The following is a 22311-nucleotide window of genomic DNA, read 5'->3' as shown; positions in this document are numbered from 1 at the left end:
TTCGACAAATTTTAAAACTGAAAAAATGAAAAAAATATTCTATTTAATCGCAGCAATGTTAGGTTTTCTGGCAAGTAGTTGTGACAAGGAATTAACGATTTTCCCAGAAGACTCTTTAAGTGTACCCACTTTCTTTAAAACGGAGGAGGATTTTACTCAAGCCATCAATGGGACCTATGTACCCCTGCGCGGCATCAACAATGCATCCAAGCCCTATTTGGCCGAGATGGCCTCGGACAATACCTATTATGCACGTAACACCGCTTTCGGGGCTACGGACAATCAGGAGGATATTGCCGACCACTCCATTCCAAGTGATGGAGGTATTACCGCAAATACCCATGTCTTGAATGTTTATGTTAGTTACTACCAAGTTATTGCCAGGGCCAATCAGATTTTGGCAACCATTGATGAGGCTGACATCGATGCAGCTGTGAAAGCAAATGTAAAAGGACAAGCACTTTTTTTAAGGGCCTATTCCTATTTTGACTTGGCCCAATTCTTTGGCAGTGTACCTTTGCACCTTGAGCCTGTAGTGGACCGCGAGGGAGCAGCTTTACCACTTGCTTCTGAAGATGAGCTTTATGGGCAGATTATAGAAGACGCCAAAGCGGCCATTACATTATTGCCCCTTAAATCGCAACAACAGGCTGGTAGGGCAACCTCCGGTGCCGCTCAAACCCTTTTGGGCAATGTTTATGTAGTACGTAAGCAATGGGGCGAGGCTGAAACCGTGTTACAGCAAGTTGTGGATAGTGAGGAATATATGTTGATGCCCAATTATGAAGATGCCTTTTCTGGGAACAGCGACAACAAGAACAACATGGAGTCGGTCTTTGAAATCCAATATCGGGAAGGCGCAGACGGACTAAATGGTAATTTCTTATACAACTTTCTTCCAAGGCCACTTACTGCCGAAGAAGTTGGTTTAGTAACGGGCACGTCCAATCCCCAGCCACTTAACGGTGAAGGAAACAATATACCCACACCAGATATTATAGAAGCCTATGAAGATGGGGATCTAAGAAAAGATGCTTCAATAATGTACATCACTGCCAGTGAAAGTTTCTGGGAAGATGGTATTTACCCTATCATTAAGAAATATGTGGAGCCACACGCCTTGAATGGTAACCATGGTATGAACTGGCCAGTCTATCGTTATTCGGAAGTATTATTATTATTGGCCGAATCTCTTGAGGAGCAAAATAAGGCAGGTGCCGAAGACTACCTAAAAGAGGTGCGTGACCGCGCCGGGTTGGGGGATTATTCCGGGGATTTGGGAGAAGCTATCTTTAATGAAAGACGGGTAGAACTTGCATTTGAGAACAAAAGATGGTTCGATTTGGTAAGAACCGGTCGCGCTATAAACGTAATAACCGCTCTTGGGAATAAAATAAAGGCCAATCCAATTGACTATTACTACCCAGTGGGTGCTGAACCAAGAGGTAATGCTTTTTCAAATATTTCAGAACGATATGCACTTCCGGCCTCAGAATCGTCGCTAAATCCTAATTTCTAATTATATTAGGCAGATAATTAAAAACCAAAGATAATGACCAGAATAATTGCCGTACTTATTTTTTCAATGCTTTTGTCCGTTTCTTGCGAGGATTCCAAGAAAATGGAAACTGCAAGTGGCCAGGAGCTTCCTCCAAAATTGGCGAAGCTAAAATTACAGCCCGGCTTTGAAGCGGAACACCTTTATAGTCCCGCTGATAATGATCAGGGCTCATGGGTAGCCATGGCCTTCGACAACAAGGATCGACTCATCACTGCCGATCAATACGGTGCGTTATATCGCCTGGAGCTCCCTGCCATCGGATCTGATGTGCTAACTCCCAAGATTGAAAAACTTAGGATACAAACCGGGGAGGCCGTGGCCGATTCGATAATCCAAATGGGCTATGCCCAAGGACTGCTCTACGCTTTTAACAGCCTGTATGTTATGGTAAATCATCGTGGTGATGATGAATTCGAGAAAGGCAGTGGACTATATCGTTTGCAGGATACGGACAACGATGACCAATATGACAAGATCACCCAGTTAAAGGCATTGAACGGAGCAGGCGAGCACGGTCCGCACAGTATTGTCCCTAGTCCGGACGGAAAATCCCTGTACGTTATTGCCGGAAACCATACCGATCTTCCGGAAATGGATGACTATCGACTGCCCAATGTTTGGCAGGATGACAACCTCTTCCCCCAAGTTAAGGATCCCCGCGGCCATGCCAATGACCGCGGTGCCCCAGGGGGATGGATAGCTAAAATAGACCCGGAAGGGAAACACTGGGAGTTGATCAGTGCCGGTTTCAGGAATCCTTTTGACCTTGACTTTAACGATGAAGGGGACATGTTCGTATACGATTCGGACATGGAATGGGATCTTGGCATGCCATGGTACCGTCCTACCCGTATCTGCCATGTTACCAGTGGTAGCGAATTTGGTTGGAGAACGGGGAATGGAAAATGGTCCCCGGCGTATCCGGACAACCTTCCTGCTATTGTAAATATTGGACAGGGATCTCCCACCAATGTGGTTTACGGAAGAGGGGCGAAATTTCCTGAAAAATATCAAAAGAGCATTTATGCCTTCGACTGGAGTTTTGGTATCATTTACGCCATTCACCTTAAGGCCAATGGATCCTCCTATGACGGAGAGAGGGAGGAATTTTTATCAGGGATACCGCTTCCTTTAACGGATGGCGTGATAGGACCTGATGGTGCCATGTATTTCATGACCGGAGGGCGTAGATTGGATTCCGATCTTTACAGGGTACACTATACAGGAACCGAGGACGTAGCGGCTGCAAACAAGGCATCCGAACTTACCGAGGGGAATAAAATAAGAAGACAGTTGGAAGAATATCATACAGGTCCAAAGAGTGGTGCGGTAGAATTTGCATGGCCGTATCTAAACAATGCGGACAGATTTATCCAATATGCGGCACGTATTGCTGTGGAGCACCAACCAGTTAAGGAATGGCAGGGCAAGGTGCTTTCCGAAAAGGACCCGGCTACCTTGGCTCAGGGAATTATAGCCTTGGCCAGACATGGCAGCAAATCCCAGCAAGACCAGATGCTGAATGCCCTTTTGGGGGTAGATTACTCCACGCTTACATCCCAACAGCAAGTGGCCCATTTACGGGCTTTCGAGCTTACTTTGTCCCGCTTTGGTCTTCCAGGTGCATCCGTTAAGAACAAGGTCATTGATTATCTTTCGCCGCAATATCCGGCGACTACAGATGTCTTGAACCAAATGCTTAGCAAAACGCTCGCCTATTTGGACGACCCCACAGTAGCCACCAAAACATTGGCACTGTTGGAATCGAATACAGGGGAGAATGTAGATGTAATGGCCAATACGGCTACGGAGGCTTCGGACCTTATTTTGAGAAATCCTCAATATGGAATGGATATAGCCCTGACCCTGAAAAACATGCCTCCTGCCCAGCACACTTATTATGGAATGGTGTTGGAGGATGTCGACAAGGGATGGACCCCAGAACTTCGTGAAAAGTATTTTAAGTGGTTCAACAAGGCCTTTTCATTTAAGGCGGGAAGAAGCTATATCGGTTTCATAGACAAGGCCAGACAAAAGGCATTGACACATGTACCTAAGGATCAGTTCGATTTTTACGATAAGATGTCGGGCGCGGATCTGTTGTCCAGTTCCGGTAATGATTTAGCGGTGTCTACAGTTCAGCCCAAGGGCCCACGCCACAATTGGAAAGTGGAAGATATTGAACCCTTGGTAGCAGAAGGCCTCAATGGGAGGGATTTTGAATACGGCAAAAGTATGTTCGCGGCTACCACCTGTATCACTTGTCATTCCATGCTAGGAGAAGGAGAGAATATTGGCCCGGACCTAACACAATTGGGGACCCGTTTTTCACCCCAGGATATACTTAAGGCGATTATTGAACCCAACGATGTAATTTCGGATCAATATAATACCACGGTGTACACCCTGAAGGATGGAAAATCGATCGTAGGAAGATTGATGAACGAGACGGAACAAAATTATATTGTCTCGCAAAACCCATATGCTCCCGATCAAACCCGTGAAATACCCAAGGATCAAGTTGTGGACACCAAACTTTCCACAGTATCCTGGATGCCACCAGGAACCATCAATAGACTAAATGCCGAAGAAGTTAAAGACCTTTTGGCCTATTTGGTTGCCGGGGGAAATCCTGATAATCCAATTTATACCGAAACAGGGGCCAACCAGTAGCAATGGCTATTTCAATTGCATTGACCAGTCCTTACAGGTTAAAAAGACCTGCACCGTTTAAGTTAAACGCTATGAACTTAAACGGTGCAGCGTTTTTTATAAACGCGGTCTTTTTACTAACTGCTGCTTTCCTATTTGCACAACCGAAACCCTTAAAGTTTACCAAACAACAGATTGCTTCCGAAACTTATGAAACCGTAGGAGTGTTCGATGTGGACAACGACGGTAAACTAGACCTAGTCTCAGGAGCCTATTGGTATAAGGGGCCTGATTTTCAAGCCCGTCACTATATAGGTTCGGCAAAACGTTATGGCGAATATTATGATGATTTTTCCACTATTCCATTGGATGTGAATGGGGATGGCCTATTGGACTTCATTACCGGTGGCTGGTTCGGGAAACAATTGGTTTGGAAACAAAATCCTGGTGATGGCGGTGAATGGCAGGAACATTTGATAGCTGAAGCGGGCAATATTGAAAGTACACGTTCCTGGGATCTGGACGGAGACGGCATCATAGAAATTATTCCCAATACTCCCAACGACTCTTTGGTGGTTTATAGATTGCAATTGGATGGCAATAAAAAAGGTGCAGGAATGTTCAGCAAACACTCCATTTTTGGTCCGCATGGACATGGCCTTGGATTTGGCGATATAAACGGCGACGGATTCACTGATATTATTGTATCAAAAGGTTGGTTGCAAGCACCGGAGGATACCTATAAAGGGGAATGGAGAATGCATCATGAATTTGACTTGGGCACTGCAAGTGTTCCCATAATAGTTGCCGATGTGAACAAGGATGGGCTTTCGGACCTTATTGTTGGCCAAGGACATGATTACGGCCTCTCTTGGTACAAACAAAAAGCTGCTACCAAGAAACAAAAAACCCAATGGACAAAACACCCCATAGACCCCTACAATTCGCAGTACCACAGTATGGAATGGACAGATATTGATCTAGATGGGGAAAATGAACTGATAACAGGGAAGCGTTACCGTGCCCATAATGGAAAAGACCCCGGTGGTTCCGATGAACTTGGTCTTTATTATTTCAAGTGGAACGGGGAGAATTTTAGTAAACAAGTTATTGATTACGGACCCTATGGTCGTGGAAAGGGAACCGGAGTCTACTTTAGTGTATCCGATGTGGACAATAACGGAATGAAAGATATAATCGTGGCCGGCAAGGACGGCCTTAACATTTATTACAACGAACCAATAAAACAATAAAACATGAATTTAAAAAGAATTTTTAAGCCTCATATATTAGTACTACTTGCAATTGTTGGCCTACAATCCTGTAAGGAGAAAAAAGAAAACGCACCGCAACAGGAAGTGGCTGTGGCCACTACGGAGCAAGACGGATTTGTACAGATCTTTGATGGCAAGACACTTGATAACTGGGTAGGAGATCCCAACTATTGGAGGGTAGAAAACGGTAATCTTGTGGGAGAAGTAACTCCAACGACCTTACTAAAGAACAACACCTTTATTATTTGGCAAGGCGGACAACCCGCAGATTTTGAACTGAAGCTAGAATTCCGCATAGCGGAAGCAGGGAACAGCGGTATAAACTACCGCAGCGAAAAAGTGGATACCATTCCTTTTGCATTAAGAGGTTATCAGGCCGATATAGATGGAAAAATAAGGTATACCGGGCAGAACTATGAAGAGAAAAAGCGTACTACTTTGGCCTATAGAGGTGAAAAGGCCAGAATAACGTCTCAGGAAAACCCGGATGCACCCGGGTCCTTGCGGGCCAATGTGGCAAAGAATGCCTGGCAGAGCAGGGAGATTTTGGAATCACTTGGAGATTCGGACGAGCTAAAGACTAAGATCAAAAGTGAAGATTGGAACGAAGCCCACCTTGTTATTAAAGGCAACAAATTACAGCACTACATCAACGGCGTTCTAATGAGTGAGGTAATAGACGATGATACCGTAAATAGGACGTCCTCAGGGCATTTGGGAGTGCAGGTGCATGTAGGTCCACCTATGAAGGTAGAATATAGAAATATAAGACTGAAGAATTTATAGCATTTATATTTTCTTCTTTTCAAGAAGATCGAAACCTGAGCATTAATTGTTGGGTTTTGTTTGAAGCTTGGAAAGTTCACTATTAAAAGAAGGGATGAAAAATAAAATTTTCATCCTTTTTTCTTTGTTGCCCAAAGGAAGTCCACTCCTCCTACTCCAACTATTTAAAGTGATTTAAATCGATTTTATTGGTGAATGAGTTGTTCATGGTAATATTGCTGTCTCCTCGAGCCTGCCTACCGCAGGAACATCCCAAAGGTTATCAGGATAGACCTAATTTTGATGATAGCAGTATCCATTACCTCTCGACTCCGCTCGAGGAGACAGCAACATTAATTTTAATTATTTGATCATCAGTTATTTGGAGCTTATGTTAATTCAAATTCACGTTATTTGATTAAAGTCAATTATATCAGGGCAGGCCTGTTTATTTCGGCAAAGGTATCCCCATGAGACATCTGAAGGAAACTACCCATAACATTTCTACACCTGGCCCAATGGCAAGGGCGGGCCCGCCGGAACGGAACGGGCAAGTGTATGAGTATTTAAAACTCCCTTAGTGAGTAAATTTACTTGTGGACAGGACAGCACAGGATAGGTTATGGCCATATAAAGATTAAGTTTGATAAAGTCTATTTTCAATCGCTATAGTACCTTGTTTTCTTATATTGGATTATCAATTCCAATCCATTGGAAAACTATTTTTTTTTTGATGACAGACTTGATATAGCTTAATTTATGGACCAAATAACCATTGGCAAATTAGTGCTGCCAATTAAAAACAAAAAACACGCATTGATGAAAATAAGAATTATTGTTTTTGCACTCCTTTACGTTTGCGCTTTTCCACTAAACGCACAAAAAACAACAGAACCACAGCAAACCAACAAACCCAATATCATCTTTATTTTAACGGATGACCAACGTTTTGATGCCCTGGGCTATGCAGGCAACAAACTCATTTCTACTCCGGAAATGGATAAATTGGCCCAAGAAGGCACGTATTTCAAGAATGCCATTGTAACCACACCTATCTGTGCGGCCAGTAGGGCAAGCATACTGACCGGGCTTTACGAGCGCACCCACAGTTACAATTTTCAAACTGGAAATATTAGGGATAGCTATATGGCCGACTCCTATCCCACCATACTAAAGAACAATGGATACCACACTGGTTTTTTTGGAAAATATGGGGTACGATATGATGAGTTGGACCAACAATTCGATGTTTACGAATCCTATGACCGGAATGGTGCCTATCCTGATCGAAGAGGATATTATTATAAGACCTTGGGCAAAGATACGGTACACCTTACACGATATACGGGTCAACAGGCTATAGATTATATTGCCGACGCCAAAACCGATAAACCATTTTGCCTTTCGTTGAGCTTTAGTGCACCCCATGCCCATGACAATGCCGTAGATCAATATTTCTGGCAAGCTGAATCCGATGCGTTGCTTCAGAACATGGAAATGCCCGGTCCGGAACTAGGGGAAGACAAATACTTTGAGGCCCAGCCAAAATTTGTACGTGATGGCTTTAACCGTTTACGCTGGACTTGGCGGTACGACACTCCCGAAAAATACCAACATAGCGTAAAGGGGTATTACAGGATGATTTCGGGCATAGATAGAGAAATTGCCAAGATAAGGGAGGAGCTAAGAAAAAAAGGGCTCGATAAGAACACCGTAATCATTGTGATGGGCGATAATGGCTACTTCTTGGGAGAACGCCAGCTTGCCGGAAAATGGTTGCTGTATGATAATTCCATAAGGGTGCCTTTAATTGTGTTCGACCCGCGTTTAAAAAAACAGAAGGACAACGATGCCCTAGCATTGAATATTGATGTTCCGTCCACCATTTTAGATTTGGCAGGATTGGAACAACCCAAGGGATGGCAAGGCAAAAGCCTAATGCCCATCATTAATAATCCCAAAACCGATTTTGAACGGGATACCATTTTGATAGAACATCTTTGGGAATTTGAGAATATACCACCTAGTGAAGGGGTACGTACCAAAGATTGGAAATACTTCCGTTATGTAAATGACCAGTCCTTTGAGGAACTTTATAATTTAAAAGATGATCCAAAAGAGATCAATAACCTTGCGAAAGATTCAAAATATGCCGATAAACTTGAATCCTTTCGAAATAAAACCAACAGCCTGTTACTTGAACTTTCGGACGATTATTCCAAAGGTCCTTCCAACCTAATTGTTGAATGGATTAGAAACACGGCCGGGGTAACCATTATTGATCCCAAGCCGGAATACGGTTGGGTGGTACCTGATGGCGCTGTTACGCAATCTGCCTATCAATTACTGGTAGCTTCCACTAAGGAAAAGATAGATAACAACATAGGGGATATTTGGAACAGTGGGCAAATAAAATCCAATGCCTCAACAGAAATAGAACACGGAGGAACCCAACTAAAAAGTGGGGAGACCTATTACTGGAAAGTACGTATTTGGGACCAAGACAATCGACTATCAAGATATTCCAAAACCCAAACTTTTACGATGGGCAGTCCAAAAGCAACCATTACAACACCGAACGGATTTCAAATAGATAAAATAAAACCGGTCCTATTCGAAAAAAGAGGTGACACCTATTTTGTGGATTTTGGTAAGGCGGCCTTCGCTACCATCGATTTCACTTATATGGCCAAAACCGCCCACACCCTTACTTTTCGAATTGGGGAACAGTTGGAAGGAGAAAATATCAATAGGAAACCCTTTGAAAAGAGCCATATCAGGTATCAAGAAATTAAAGTACCGGTGACGCCCAAACAGACCCAATATCAACTTCAAATAAAACCGGACAAGAGAAACACCCTGCCAGGCAAAGCACTTGCTCTGCCCGAAGGCTTCCCGGTCTTAATGCCTTTCCGATACGCAGAGGTGGCAGGGGCGCATGAACCTTTTACCGCTGAAAATTTTACACAACTTGCCCATCATAGTTATTGGGAGGATGATTCCAGCAGTTTTAGCAGTTCCGATGATATTTTGAATCAGGTTTGGGACCTTTGTAAGTACTCCATCAAGGCCACTACTTTTAACGGACTCTACGTAGATGGGGACCGGGAACGAATTCCCTATGAGGCCGACGCCTATTTGAACCAATTGAGCCATTATACTACCGATCGCGAATATGCCATTGCCAGACAAACCATAGAGTATTTTATGGAGCATCCCACTTGGCCTACCGAGTGGCAACAGCACGTAGCACTTATGTTTTATGCGGATTATATGTACACGGGCAATACAGAACTTATACAGAAATACTACGATCAGTTAAAATATAAAACCCTTTATGAACTCGCCAATGAAGATGGATTGATAACCTCTACCAAGATGACTCCGGAATTAATGGCCAAGCTTGGGTTCCCTAAAACCATGAAGGAAACTTTTAGGGATATAGTGGATTGGCCCTCTGCAGGCTGGGGTGGCGATCCCAACAATAAAGGTGAACGTGACGGTTATGTTTTTAAGGATTACAATACCGTAGTGAACGCATTTTATTACCAGAACATGATAATCATGTCCGAATTTGCCGAAGTACTTGGTAAAACCCAAGAAGCTTTGGATTTTAAATTAAGGGCATTGAAAGCGAAGAAAGCCTTCAATGAAAAAATGTTCGATGCCAAGAGAGGAGTTTATATAGATGGAATCGGTACAGACCACGCCTCCTTACATGCCAACATGATGCCGCTGGCATTCAATATGGTGCCGAAAGAACATATAGGCTCGGTAGTTGAATTTGTAAAATCGAGGGGAATGGCCTGTAGCGTATATGGCTCACAATATTTAATGGATGGTCTGTACAATGCAGGCGCGGAAGATTATGCGCTGGATCTTTTGACCGATACCAGCGACAGAAGTTGGTACAATATGATCCGTATAGGCTCTACCATAACCTTGGAAGCCTGGGATTTAAAGTATAAAAACAATTTGGATTGGAACCACGCTTGGGGGGCTGTTCCGGCCAATGCCATTCCTCGTGGACTATGGGGAATTCAGCCCAAAACCCCAGGCTTTGGCATTGCCTCCATTAAACCACAGATGGGCGATTTAAAAAATAGCAGTATAGAGGTCCCCACCATTAAAGGAACCATTAAAGCAAACTATATCTACGCAAATCCTAGATTGCAGATATATACCATTGAAATCCCTGCCAATATGGTTGCCGAATTTGAAATGGTTCCCGGAGCAGGAAAAGAACTAATGCACAATGGCAAGAAAGTGGCATCGGCCTTTGGTTCGGTAAGATTGGAGCCTGGGAAGCATGAGATAAGACTAATGATAAATTCCTTTTGATGGAACATAAAAGCCTTTATCTCCAATATAATTAGGTACAATAACGACGATATTCGAATAATAACAATATAGTTGGCAAGACCAAGGATTAAGGTCCTGTATAACGTTAATAAAAGCACGGGTTTTGGATGATTAGGTACACTATTGTAAGTACTCAGCGAGCTAAAAGGCCTAGTTATCCAATTGCAGTCCCCATTTGTTCATAAGGTTCATTGCTGCACGGTAATTATATTGATTACGATCTAAAGAATTCATGCGATTTAACGCATTTTGTACTTCTTCTTTCATAATTGGACTGTCATCATCAATCAAATAGATAGCATTCATGGCCTGTGTCTGTGCAAATTCACGATCAGTTCCCAAAGCCCTTTTAAATGCTTTGTAGGCTTCTTCCTTTTCCCCAAGCTGGTAAAGTGCTTCCGCGGCTACCACCGCCACACTCACCGATGGATCCTTGATGGCCATTTTTAAACTTGAAATTGCAGATTCCCCTTTTTCTCCGAGAAGTAGCAAGCCTGTTGCCCCCCAATAACGAACCGTGGATTCATTGGACTTAAGGAAATCCATCAATTTTTGTTTATTTTCAACCTTCCCAAGGGATGCCAGATCCGCCGCTTCTATGATTTGCTTTACGTCCACTTTACCACTTTGGAAGTAATCAAATATAGGTTTACCGTCTGCCCTTATGCTTCGCTCGTCCTCGGGCATAAAACCGGTGTCCCTAATTTCCAAGAGCCAATCCCTATTTGCCTTACGCATTTCCCTCAATACATCGGCGTATTTTGGGTCCTTGGCCAGGTTGTTTACTTCCCAAGGATCATTTTCCATATCATAGAGTTCTTCAACTGGCTTTGTCTTCCAAAAGGCACTTTGTATTTCGTTACATTCCCCGTTCTCATATGCTGTTTTCCACGATTGCAAGGACTTTGCCCTGAATAAATATTCTATTGGTAGTCCATAAATTCTGTGCGGCATGTAATTATGAATATATCGGTATTTTTTGCTTCTAACGGCCCGACTCATATCGTACCACTCATCCATACGATCACGGAACATATATACGTATTCCGGGTCGGGATCTAAATTTTCACCTAAAAATGGTGTGCCTTGCAAGCGTTTTGGCACTTGGGCCCCAACCAAATTTAGCATGGTAGGATATAGATCAACAAAACTGATCAAACGTTCTACCTTTGAATTCGGTTTTTCGGCGGGCCAGAACTTTTTGTACTTTTCAGGAATGCGTACAATAAAGGGAACGTGTGTACCTGTTTCGTAAACATAGCGTTTGCTACGTGCCAACACTCCTCCATGGTCTGCGTAATATATTACGATAGTATTATCTGCCATTCCCGATGCCTCCAATTCTTGCAACCTTTCACCTACAAAAGCATCCATTTGTTCAATGCGATGATAATATTGTGCCCAATCCCTTTCCATATCCGGGGTTCTGGGATGGTAGGGTGCAATGGGCACCTTTTTGGGGTCGTAGTTTAATTCACCTAAGGGCAATTGATCGTGTATTTTGCTCTCATGCGAAATAGTGGTGTTAAAAATAGCAAACCAAGGCTTACCTTCTGGTGCATTTTTAAAGTGGGCCTCCGAACTGCTTTCATTCCATATTTCCTTGTCCACATTGGTGTTGTAGTCCGTTTTATTATTATTGGTCCTATAATATCCCAATTCCCTCATGGTTTCTGCCAAAAATTCAACTCCACTACCTCGGGGATATTTGCTTCTCATATTGGAATGACCGCCGGAATTGGCATAAATTCCCGATATAATGGTATTCCGTGCCGGGGCACATACCGGGGCATTGGCGTAGGCATGGGTATATAAAAAACCTTCACTGGCCAATTTATCCAGATTGGGGGTTTTGACGAATTCATCCCCGTAGCAACCTAAAAAGGCACTGTTATCCTCACTGGTAATCCATAGTATATTGGGCAAGTCCTGGGCCTCTGCCTTACCAGTAGCGACAATTGTTAGTACTATTATTGCAATACTTCTGATGGAAAAATTCATTTTATGGCTGTTTGGATTGAACAGTGTGTTCAATTAGACCTCAAATTAACAAATAAAGCTTAAGTATAAGCTAGGGTTATAAAATAACGTACTGATAAAAAAGGTCTTGTTGATTAATGATATAATCTTAAAAACAAATCAGTTGGTATAAGGAACCGTACCCGTTTCATCAACCGGGTACCCCCATTTCTTAATGTATTCCATTCCCGGAAGAAATTCGTCCCCGGTTTCCTTCAATCGATGGGATAGCTGCTTTTCCAATTCGTCCTGCAGTGTAGTATAGCCCTCATTGCCAACAAGGTTGAAGAGTTGGTACGGGTCATTGATATTGTCGAACAGCAGCCATGGCCCGTTCAAATCACGTGCATAAGTATATTGTATGGTCTTTATGGCCCTATACTCGCGGCCTCCATGTTGCACTTTGTTCCATTGCCCAAAGGGTTGTACACAGGTGAGCAGGGTGGCATGTCCTATACTCTCCTTCCCTTCCATATAAGGCCTATAATCCAATCCTTCCACCGTATCGGGAATGGGAATATTACATAGGCTTAAGAGGGTGGGCATAATATCTTCCGAATTCATTAAAGCTTCACGTTCTCCAGCAGCGATCTTTAATTTTTCAGGAATATAGTAAAGCATGGGCACCCTGGCCGATTCTTCATAGGGTTGCTGCTTTTTATAGGCACCGTGGGAGCCCAAGAGATCCCCGTGATCTGCCGTAAATACAATGATGGTATTATCAAATTGCCCGGATTCCTTTAGATTTTTTATCACCTTGCCGATCATATCATCCAGTGCCGCTATATGTGCGTAATACCCTGCCAGATCTTTTTTTGCCCTTTCCTGAAGACTATCGGGTACATTTTTGCGGAGTTGGATCTTTTCCGGATCAAATCGGTTCCTGTATTCCAGTGGGGCCGTATGGTATGGCGCATGTGGTGTACCGTAGGAAAGGATCATCATAAACGGATTCTTGGACGACTTGCGTTCCACAATATAATCTATGGCTGCATCGGTCTGTTCAAAGGTATCATAGCCGTCCCAAATTTTTCTTGTGGGGTCATCGTTGTCATAGTACACAGATTTGTTGTAATCATGGGTACATTCGTTGCCTTTCCAGAACTGGAATCCTTGCCTTCTTTGGCCAGGGGCTACATTCTGTAACCTTCCATGTCCGTCCATATGCCATTTTCCGATATAGCCGGTATCGTATCCTTCCTTGTTGAACACTTTGGCAATAGTTACCGCATTGGTGTCCAGCTGTACGTCGTTCATAAAGACCCCATGGGTCAATGGGCGTTGCCCCGTCAAGAGCGATGCCCTGAATGGGGAACATACGGGCATGCCGGAAACCGCATTCTTAAAATTAACACTTATGGCTGCCAAACTATCCAGATGTGGGGTGTCTACATTGGGATCACCCGCATATCCAGTGGCCTGTGCCCGCCATTGATCGGTTAATAGTACCAGTACGTTAGGCTGGGTGGGGGGTTGAGCTTCTACTGTTTTCTTTTTCTCAGCACAGCTCCCAAGAATGATTATACCCAATAAGGTGATTAAATAATGGTTTTTTTTCATGCTTTAAATTCTTAATTATGATTCAGTACTCCAAGAGGTTTCAATCTTTTCAATAAATCGTCTACAATTTCGGGCCTTTCACCGGCCAGATCTACTTTTTCAAACGTATCTTTAAAAATATCGTACAGCTGGATTTTTTCATTGGCCTGTTCTTAAGGTCGGGAACGATATGCTTATAGGGATTGGTCATCACCATCCTATATTTAAGTCCGTCCTCAATGGTATTAAAGTCATGCTTATATATTTCCCCAAAATATTTTCTTTAATGTAACAACAAGTTTAAAAAAAATGTTCGTGGGAGTATCCTGTACTGTACTGCAAGATATTGTTGTAGATTTTACTTGCAGATAATGTTTCTGTAAAAATAATTAGGCAGTAGTTTATGGTTCAGCATTACTAAACTCTTTTTACCTTAAAGTGATTAATGCTTCTTTGGGTATTAATTGTACCCCTGACTTGAATGATTTGGATTCAATCAGTGCAATCAAATCTTGTAGTAAGTCATTGAACAACACAGGTTTTGTATTTCATTGACATACTAGTTAGTTTACATAACCAGTCTATCCTTAAGAAAATAATATTTTTGTGAAAGGTGTTATTCAGTGGATATCATTTTTTTGTCACTTTATACACTTTTCCATTTTTGTCATATGTAGTCCATTCACCTATTTGATGGCCATGGTTAAAGTGTCCTGAGCGTTTAATTGTACCGTCTATGCGATACCATTCCCAATAACCATCTGGCTGATCATTTATTATTTTACCTTTTGACCAAATAGTTTTTCCGTTTGCATGATACTTAATTGTGAAGCCGTCAACAATTTCAGTTTTTTTTGGATTATCATTTTTACTTATTGTCATACCTATGAGTTGTTTATGATAAATATATTTCAAATTATGGTTTCAATTCTTAGGCCAATTGGTTGCAATAAATCATTAAATAGTACCTTGTTTATACCATACTCGGGGATATTAGGGTTTAAATGGCAACTCCTAGATCAATTAAAACATTTCCGCTATTAACTTTTTTGTCAATCATCTGTTGGGTTACCTTAGTTTTCCATAAATACAACCTTTGTAAAGATTCAATGTTCAATAATAATTTTAAGCCCTGGTCGGAAACCTCCGTGTCGTAAAGGTTGATCACTTCTAAATGCATATACTTTTGTAATTGCTGAATTGCATTATCGGAGATTGGATTTGAATGTAAATCAATTTTGGTTAGATGGCTTAATTCCGGTAAATTTGCAAGCATATCGTCAGTCAGTCTGCAATTGGATAGGTTTAAAAATGTAATATTTTCACCAATTTGTTTCAATAATTCAATTTGTTTCTCACCTATAATTGATTGGTCGTAACTTACATCCAATAAAAAATTATCTTCTCCTAACCTATTGACCGAAAATCCATTTTCGGTCAATAACGCCACTTTTTGTTGATCAACCTCCTCGACTACAATAGTTTCTATATAGGGCCTGGGATTGTAGTCCAAATTATAATCCCTGATCATGAGTTGCAACAATTCTGTTGTCATATTTTTATGGTCGAACACTGCCAAGCTATCCGCTCCTGTATTTATCCAATATTCAAGAATTTTTATTTCACTATAACTTAAAGGCTTACCCTTTGGAGGCATAAATTTTTTGTTATTCAATGGTAAACTTATACGCCGAAATAATTCACTTTCTTCCAAAATCCCTTGTACAATTGGATATCCACTTTCTGCTTCAGTGAATAAGTCCTTATATCCCAAGAGATTAAGCCCCCCTTTTTGTTTATCATTATTATGACAAGACGTGCACTTTTGGACGAACATAGGTTGAACAATATCCTTATAAATTAGAATTGAATCTTGATTTTTTAGTTGGATTCCTTTTTTCGAATCCGCAATTTCAAATCCTGCCATATTCTTTATGGCATCCGGGGCATAGGTAAGAAGGTATTCTTCACCATGAGTAAGCACACCGCCCTGATGCCCTGTTAGTCCAACAAGGATTATAAATACCGAAGATATTATCATGGAATGCTTTCGATCGTAGTTAGGTATTTTCCTTTTAAGGACCAATGCCAAAATAGAATATACCACCACCCCGATTCCCAGCCATTTGTGCTGACTAAGTGTTTCCGCATTGTATTCCCCTCCCTGGGACAAAAGGAGTCCGGTAGTAACCGTAATAAGACTGGACACTATAACTGCTATTAGAGCATATTGAACAATCCGGTTGTATATCTGCCTATCTTTCTTAAATAGACCAATGCTTTCAATAATTACAGCCAACACAATAAACCCGATGGGCAAGTGTACAACCACGGGGTGAAATCTCCCCAAAAACAAGTCCAACTCCATAAGTACTACTACTATGTTAAAATATCTTTTACTACATGTCCGCTTACATCTGTAAGTCTAAAATCCCTACCTTGAAAATGGTACGTAAGCCTTTCGTGATCCAAACCCAATTGGTTAAGAATTGTTGCCTGTACGTCATGAACATGAACCTTATCTCTTATTGCCGAATATCCTATCTCATCAGTTTCGCCAAAGGTGGTCCCTTTCTTAATTCCTCCTCCTGCCATCCACATGGTAAAGGCCTCTGCATGGTGGTCCCGCCCATAGAAACCTTGCCCCGACCTGGCCTCCATCATAGGAGTTCTGCCAAACTCCCCGCCCCAAACAATCAGGGTTTCTTCCAAAAGCCCCCTTTGTTTTAAATCGGTAAGAAGAGCTGTCATACTCTGGTCTATACGACTACATTTCGAGTTTAAACCAACATCCACCCCATTGCCAGCTCCAACTCCATGTGTATCCCAACCTTCGTCATAAAGCTGAACAAAACGCACCCCATTTTCTACCAACCTCCTTGCTAGAAGACAATTATTTGCAAAGGAGCTTTCCCCTGGCGTTACTCCATATAACTTTTTGATATAATCAGGTTCATCATCTATACTCATAACACCTGGTACTGATGTTTGCATTTTAAACGCCAACTCATATTGTGACATTCGAGTTAAAATTTCAGGATCTTGGGATTCTTGATATTCTAGTTCATTTATTTTATTTATGGCATCAACGGATCGCTTTCTTAATTCCGCATCGACGCCCTTCGGGTTTTGTAGGTTTCTAACCGCGGGTCCTTTTGATTGACATTGTACACCTTGATATACACTAGGTAGAAATCCACTTCCCCATAGACGTTTCCCTCCGGTGACCACCCCTCCGGAAAGCAAAACAATGAAACCGGGCAAGTCTTCATTGGAGGAACCCAGCCCATATGTTGCCCAACTACCAATTGACGGTCTTCCTTGTCTGGGTGATCCCGTCTGCATTAAAAACTGTGCTGGGGCATGGTTAAACTCATCTGTATGAACTGCTTTTAGAAAACTAACTTCATCGACCACCTTTGCAAAATTTGGCAAGTAATTTGATATCCAAGTACGGGATTCTCCGTACTGTTTAAAACTGGCCTGAGAGCCCAGCATTTTAGGAGTACCTCTAATAAATGCAAACCGTTTGCCTTCCAACAAGGATGGAGGACAATCCTGTCCATCTAAGGTATTTAGCACCGGTTTATAATCAAATAGTTCTAACTGTGAAGGTCCGCCAGCCATGTGCAAATAGATAACATGCTTTACTCTGGGCAAAAAATGTGGGATTCGGCCCTCGGACATTAGGGCAGTTGAATTGTTGGCAAACAAATCTCCACCTAACATAGAACCTAGTGTTAACGCTCCCATGCCTGAAATACAGTTTTTTAAGAAGTGCCTCCGGGTATTATATTCGCTCTCCCGATAATGAGCCTCGTCTAAAATATTCATAATAAATAAATTATACTTTAACAATAAATTCATCCATATTCAAGAATACATTGGCCACCATGGTCAGTGCCGCCAACTTATACTTGTTTTTTCCTGAATAGTGCAATGCAGCCTCGGGAAATTCTATAGTTCCTGTATTATTTTCATAATGCAATAATGCATCATTATAGAGTTTGGACAATTCTAACAATTTGTCTTCTTCTATGTCTTTGTTCATTACTTTAAAATACCCAAATTTTATTTGATTTTTTAGCTGATTATCAGCCTCGAACATCTGTTTTGCCAATTCCTGCGATGCTTCAAAGAAAGTTTTGTCATTTAACAAGCTAAGGGCCTGTAAAGGTGTATTAGTCAGTACACGACTGGAAACACAAGCCGACCTATCCGGACTATCGAATACAATCATGTTCATTGGTGGGTTGACCCGTTTCCAAAAGGTATATAGCGAGCGCCTATACTTAGCTTCATCACCTTTTATAACGTAATCAGGAAGGGTGTTCCACCCACCTGCGATTTCAACATCTGAATTTATTACACTTGGCCCTCCGATCGTTTTATTCAACAAGCCGCTCACCAACAGGATTTCATCACGGATCTGCTCAGCAGATAGACGTTTTCGCGACCCTCTGGAAAGATAGTTATTACTTGGGTCCAATTCTAATTGTTTGGCGCTAACAATAGATGATTGTTGATATGTTGCCGAAAGAACAAAGTCGCGCAACAAAAGTTTTATCTGCCAATTATATTCCTTCATTAGTTTTACTGCCAACCAATCCAACAACTCCGGATGACTTGGATTTTTACCCTGCGAACCAAATTCCTCCATAGACTCGACTAAGCCCCTGCCAAAGATCTGTTCCCAAAAACGATTTACCAAAACGCGTGCGGAAAGCGGGTTTTTATCACTTACCATCCACTTGGCAAATTCCAACCTATTACTCGGCTCTTCAGTTTCCGGTATATCATAGATATTTGGAATCCCCACATTGACCTCTTCCCCTAAATTTAGCCAACTACCACGGTCAAATACAAAAGTTTTACGGGCTTTGTCTTCTTGCAGTTCTTGGATTATGGGAGTACTTGTCGTTGGGATTTGGGCAAGTTCCCCTAGTTTTTGTTTAATTTCCTTATTATATTTCTCCATAAGAGGTTCTTTTTCATAATAGAAAATCTTATCCAAATAGAAAAGATGAGCTACGTAGCTGTCGCCTTTGTGGAACTGTAAATAAACATCATGTTCACTTGTAATCTCCGGTATATCCGCGATAAACTCCTTTAATTTCAACCCGTTTTCCTCACGATTGGAACTTTCCGTACTGCTAATGCGCACTTCCCCAATTTTTTTTCCATTAAGGGAATCCAAATGAATGGAAATATCCCCTGCATAATCAAGGGAAGCAGAGGCCAAAAAGCCCATTTTATTAACTTTCCTCAAATCCACATTATTATAGCTCGCCCACGAACTATCCTGGATCTGCCATAAAAAATTTAAGCTCCCATCCAACTCAATAAATGGACTGGTTTTATCAAATGCTTCCGCTTCTACAAACCGATATCCCAGATGCGTTAACAAGGCCTCTTTTTGATCATACAAGAAACGTGGCTTTGCAGTCTGTTTGTCATTTGCAGACAAATGACCATTTATATATTCCAAAAGGCCTTCTACTTCTTTTTTATTCTCATGGGAATAGGTAAAAAGTTTGGGACGTTCAAAATACGAATCGTCATCAACCGCATTATTAAAAAAAGCCATGGATTCGTAAAACTCCTCATGCCTAAAAGGGTCATATGGGTGACTATGACATTGAACGCAAGCCATTGTAGTTCCTTGCCATACTTCGTAGGTTGTTGATACCCTGTCTACAACAGAGGCCACTCTGAATTCTTCATTATCCGTTCCACCTTCGTCATTGGCAAGTGTATTTCTGTGAAAGGCCGTTGCAATCAACTGCTCCTGGGTTGGTTCGGGTAACAGATCTCCCGCCAACTGTTCAACAGAAAATTGATCAAAAGGCATGTCTTTGTTAAAGGCGGTTATTACCCAATCCCGGAATTTCCAAATTTCCCTGTTGGTATCCTTTTCAAATCCTTTGGAATCTGCATATCGTGCCAGATCCAACCACATACTGGCCCATCTTTCACCGAAATGCGGAGACCTCAATAATTCATCTACCAATTTTTTGTATGCATCGGAAGAATTATCCTCTAAAAAGGTCTTGGCCTGTTCAACGGTCGGAGGAAGTCCCGTTAGATCCAAATAAAGCCTTCTTAACAAGGTATTCTTGTCTGCTCTCGTTGAAGGAGATAGTCCCTTTTTATTTAATTTGGAAAATACAAATTGATCTATTGAATTATTGGACCAACCACTATCCGCGACAACAGGGGGAATGATGTTTTCTTTAGGCGGAATATAGGCCCAGTGTTTTTCCCATTTCGCCCCTTGATCGATCCATTTAGCCAAGATATCAATTTCTTCCTGTGAGAGTTGTGGAGACTCAAACGGCATTCTAATCTCTGGATCTTTGGACACCAATCTTCTATATAGTTCACTTTTTTCATGATTTCCCCGCACAATGGCAGGTTTGCCAGATTGAGTTTCACTAAAAGCATCCTCTTCGAATAATAAACTAAACTCCCCGCTAGCTTTGACTCCTCCATGACATCTTAAACATTTGTTATTTAAGATGGGGCGAACATCGCGATTAAAACTTATTTCATTGTTTGATGAGTCATTACAGGATCCTAAAAATAGGATGGTCAAAACCCAAGAAAGTGTATATAAGCTATTGGTAGCAATAAATTTTATCTTTTGTAATGTGTAAATATATCTCATTAATAAATGCCTTTAAGGTTTTATGTTGTCCTAGCTATTGGATTACCAAATAAATCTAGTATAGGGGTTCCATGCCCGTCCGGGGTCGTGTAAAATGGCCTTCCTTCTATCGTATAATGTGTTTCCGGGTGTATTCCCAGGGCATGATATATGCTCTGATGTACTTGATCAATTACCACAGGATTTTCAATTGAGGAACAAGGTCTTTCATCGGCCGTTTTACCATATACGAGGCCCTTTTTGATCCCCCCGCCCCACATCAGTATAGAACTACCATCAGTAAAATGTCTGTGCATCCCATAGAATTTCTCATCTTCAATTATATCCGGTTGATCTACTTGGTCTTTAACAGGCTCGCCAGGGCGACCTTCCATAATTGCATCTCGGCTGAACTCACTGGCCAAAATAATCAACGTCCTGTCCAAATGACCACTTTCATCCAGATCCTTGATCAACTGGGCAACTGGCCTGTCAATGAGCTCTTTCATCTTCGCTGCACGGGTATGTCCATTTTCGTGCGTATCCCAACCAAGGAACGGTTCGTATTCGGTGGAGACACTTATGAACCTACCACCGTTCATGGCCAGCCTTTTGGCGAGAAGGCATCCCAAACCGAATCTTCCCGTATTATAGGTGTCGTACACCTCCTTTGGTTCTTGGCTCAGATCAAATACTTTGGCCTCCGGGGAATTTAGCAACCGATACGATGATTCCATGGAACGCATCAAGGACTCGCGCTGGTAATCGCTACCCTTCTCCATGACCTTGCTCTTGTTGGCCAATTCCTTAAATAGCTTATAACGGGCCTCGAACCTTTTTAATGACATCCCTTGTGGAGGTCTAACACTGTCCAAACCAGAAGATGGGTCTGGTATCAGGAATGGGCCAAATTCACTTCCTAGGAATCCAGCTGAATGAAAAGCTTTCAATTCTTCAGCCTCTCCAACAGTAAATCGCTGTCCCATTGCAATGAATGGAGGAATAACGGGGTTGGCTGGCCCAAGTTCCTTAGCTATCCATGCACCAATATGCGGAGCCTGTACAGACTGTGGCGGCTCGTAACAGGTATGCCAATGATACTGATGTCTTGTGTGCAATATAGAACCAAGATCAGCAGATTTATATGAACGAATGATGGCACCTTTATCCATTACTCCTGCAATTGATTCCAGTCCCTTCGAAAAATCGAGACCGGCCACTATGGTGGGCACCTTCGGAAAAGTACTTAATACCCTTTTACTTTCAACTCCTTTCTCATAAGGGACATAGGCCTTGGGGTCGAAGGTTTCCGTGTGGGCCATTCCTCCGGCCATCCACAACAAAATAACTGTATCTGCCGTAGATGGGATCTTCGGAACCGGGTTAGTGCACGAGCTTAAAAAGCTGGCCATTGGTATGGTTGTTGCTGAGGCGGCCAAACTGGCAGCCGTCATTTTTTTTATAAAATCCCTACGGGCGTTTAGTTTATCCAT

The 22311-nt window shown here is 42.1% G+C and carries 12 protein-coding genes; 5 read left to right on the top strand and 7 right to left on the bottom strand.

Annotation, left to right across the window (positions count from 1 at the left end):
* Window positions 1-25: 25 nt before the first annotated feature.
* From U735_RS0107500 to U735_RS0107480, 5 genes are all read left to right on the top strand, one after another.
* Window positions 26-1519 (top strand): RagB/SusD family nutrient uptake outer membrane protein, encoded by a 1494-nt coding sequence (locus U735_RS0107500; RefSeq protein WP_031443231.1) that lies wholly within the window; start codon window positions 26-28, stop codon window positions 1517-1519.
* A gap of 33 nt (window positions 1520-1552) precedes the next feature.
* Window positions 1553-4234: a c-type cytochrome gene (locus U735_RS0107495; RefSeq protein WP_031443230.1), complete on the top strand. Its 2682-nt coding sequence runs from the start codon at window positions 1553-1555 to the stop codon at window positions 4232-4234.
* A gap of 2 nt (window positions 4235-4236) precedes the next feature.
* Window positions 4237-5466, top strand: coding sequence for an FG-GAP repeat domain-containing protein (locus U735_RS25550; RefSeq protein WP_198036619.1), 1230 nt, complete (start codon window positions 4237-4239; stop codon window positions 5464-5466).
* Window positions 5467-5469: 3 nt separating this feature from the next.
* Window positions 5470-6273 carry a 3-keto-disaccharide hydrolase gene (locus tag U735_RS25545; protein ID WP_034248087.1) on the top strand — a complete coding sequence of 268 codons (804 nt, stop codon included), beginning with the start codon at window positions 5470-5472 and terminating at the stop codon, window positions 6271-6273.
* Window positions 6274-7071: 798 nt separating this feature from the next.
* Entirely contained in the window at window positions 7072-10593 is a 3522-nt protein-coding gene (locus tag U735_RS0107480; protein WP_031443227.1) for a sulfatase-like hydrolase/transferase, read from the top strand.
* Between the two features lie 171 nt (window positions 10594-10764).
* Here U735_RS0107480 and U735_RS0107475 read toward each other — a convergent pair whose 3' ends face one another.
* The 7 genes from U735_RS0107475 to U735_RS0107445 form a co-directional block, all read right to left on the bottom strand.
* Complete coding sequence (locus tag U735_RS0107475) at window positions 10765-12615, bottom strand: sulfatase family protein (RefSeq protein ID WP_031443226.1); 1851 nt, start codon at window positions 12613-12615, stop codon at window positions 10765-10767.
* A gap of 138 nt (window positions 12616-12753) precedes the next feature.
* Complete coding sequence (locus tag U735_RS0107470) at window positions 12754-14193, bottom strand: sulfatase family protein (protein WP_034248086.1); 1440 nt, start codon at window positions 14191-14193, stop codon at window positions 12754-12756.
* Between the two features lie 609 nt (window positions 14194-14802).
* A complete protein-coding gene (locus U735_RS0107465; protein WP_031443224.1) occupies window positions 14803-15054 on the bottom strand; it encodes a toxin-antitoxin system YwqK family antitoxin in 252 nt (83 codons plus the stop codon).
* A gap of 118 nt (window positions 15055-15172) precedes the next feature.
* Complete coding sequence (locus tag U735_RS0107460; RefSeq protein WP_031443223.1) at window positions 15173-16540, bottom strand: DUF2231 domain-containing protein; 1368 nt, start codon at window positions 16538-16540, stop codon at window positions 15173-15175.
* An 11-nt stretch (window positions 16541-16551) separates the two neighbouring features.
* Window positions 16552-18006: a DUF1501 domain-containing protein gene (locus tag U735_RS0107455; protein ID WP_031443222.1), complete on the bottom strand. Its 1455-nt coding sequence runs from the start codon at window positions 18004-18006 to the stop codon at window positions 16552-16554.
* 10 nt (window positions 18007-18016) lie between these two features.
* Window positions 18017-20839, bottom strand: a complete 2823-nt coding sequence (locus U735_RS0107450; RefSeq protein WP_051891909.1) for a DUF1553 domain-containing protein — start codon at window positions 20837-20839, stop codon at window positions 18017-18019.
* Window positions 20840-20859: 20 nt separating this feature from the next.
* Entirely contained in the window at window positions 20860-22311 is a 1452-nt protein-coding gene (locus U735_RS0107445; RefSeq protein ID WP_031443220.1) for a DUF1501 domain-containing protein, read from the bottom strand.

Source organism: Arenibacter algicola, assembly GCF_000733925.1.
GTDB lineage: Bacteria > Bacteroidota > Bacteroidia > Flavobacteriales > Flavobacteriaceae > Arenibacter > Arenibacter algicola.
The sequence above is the reverse complement of the archived record's forward strand: the minus strand, read 5'-3'. Positions and strand labels throughout refer to the sequence as shown.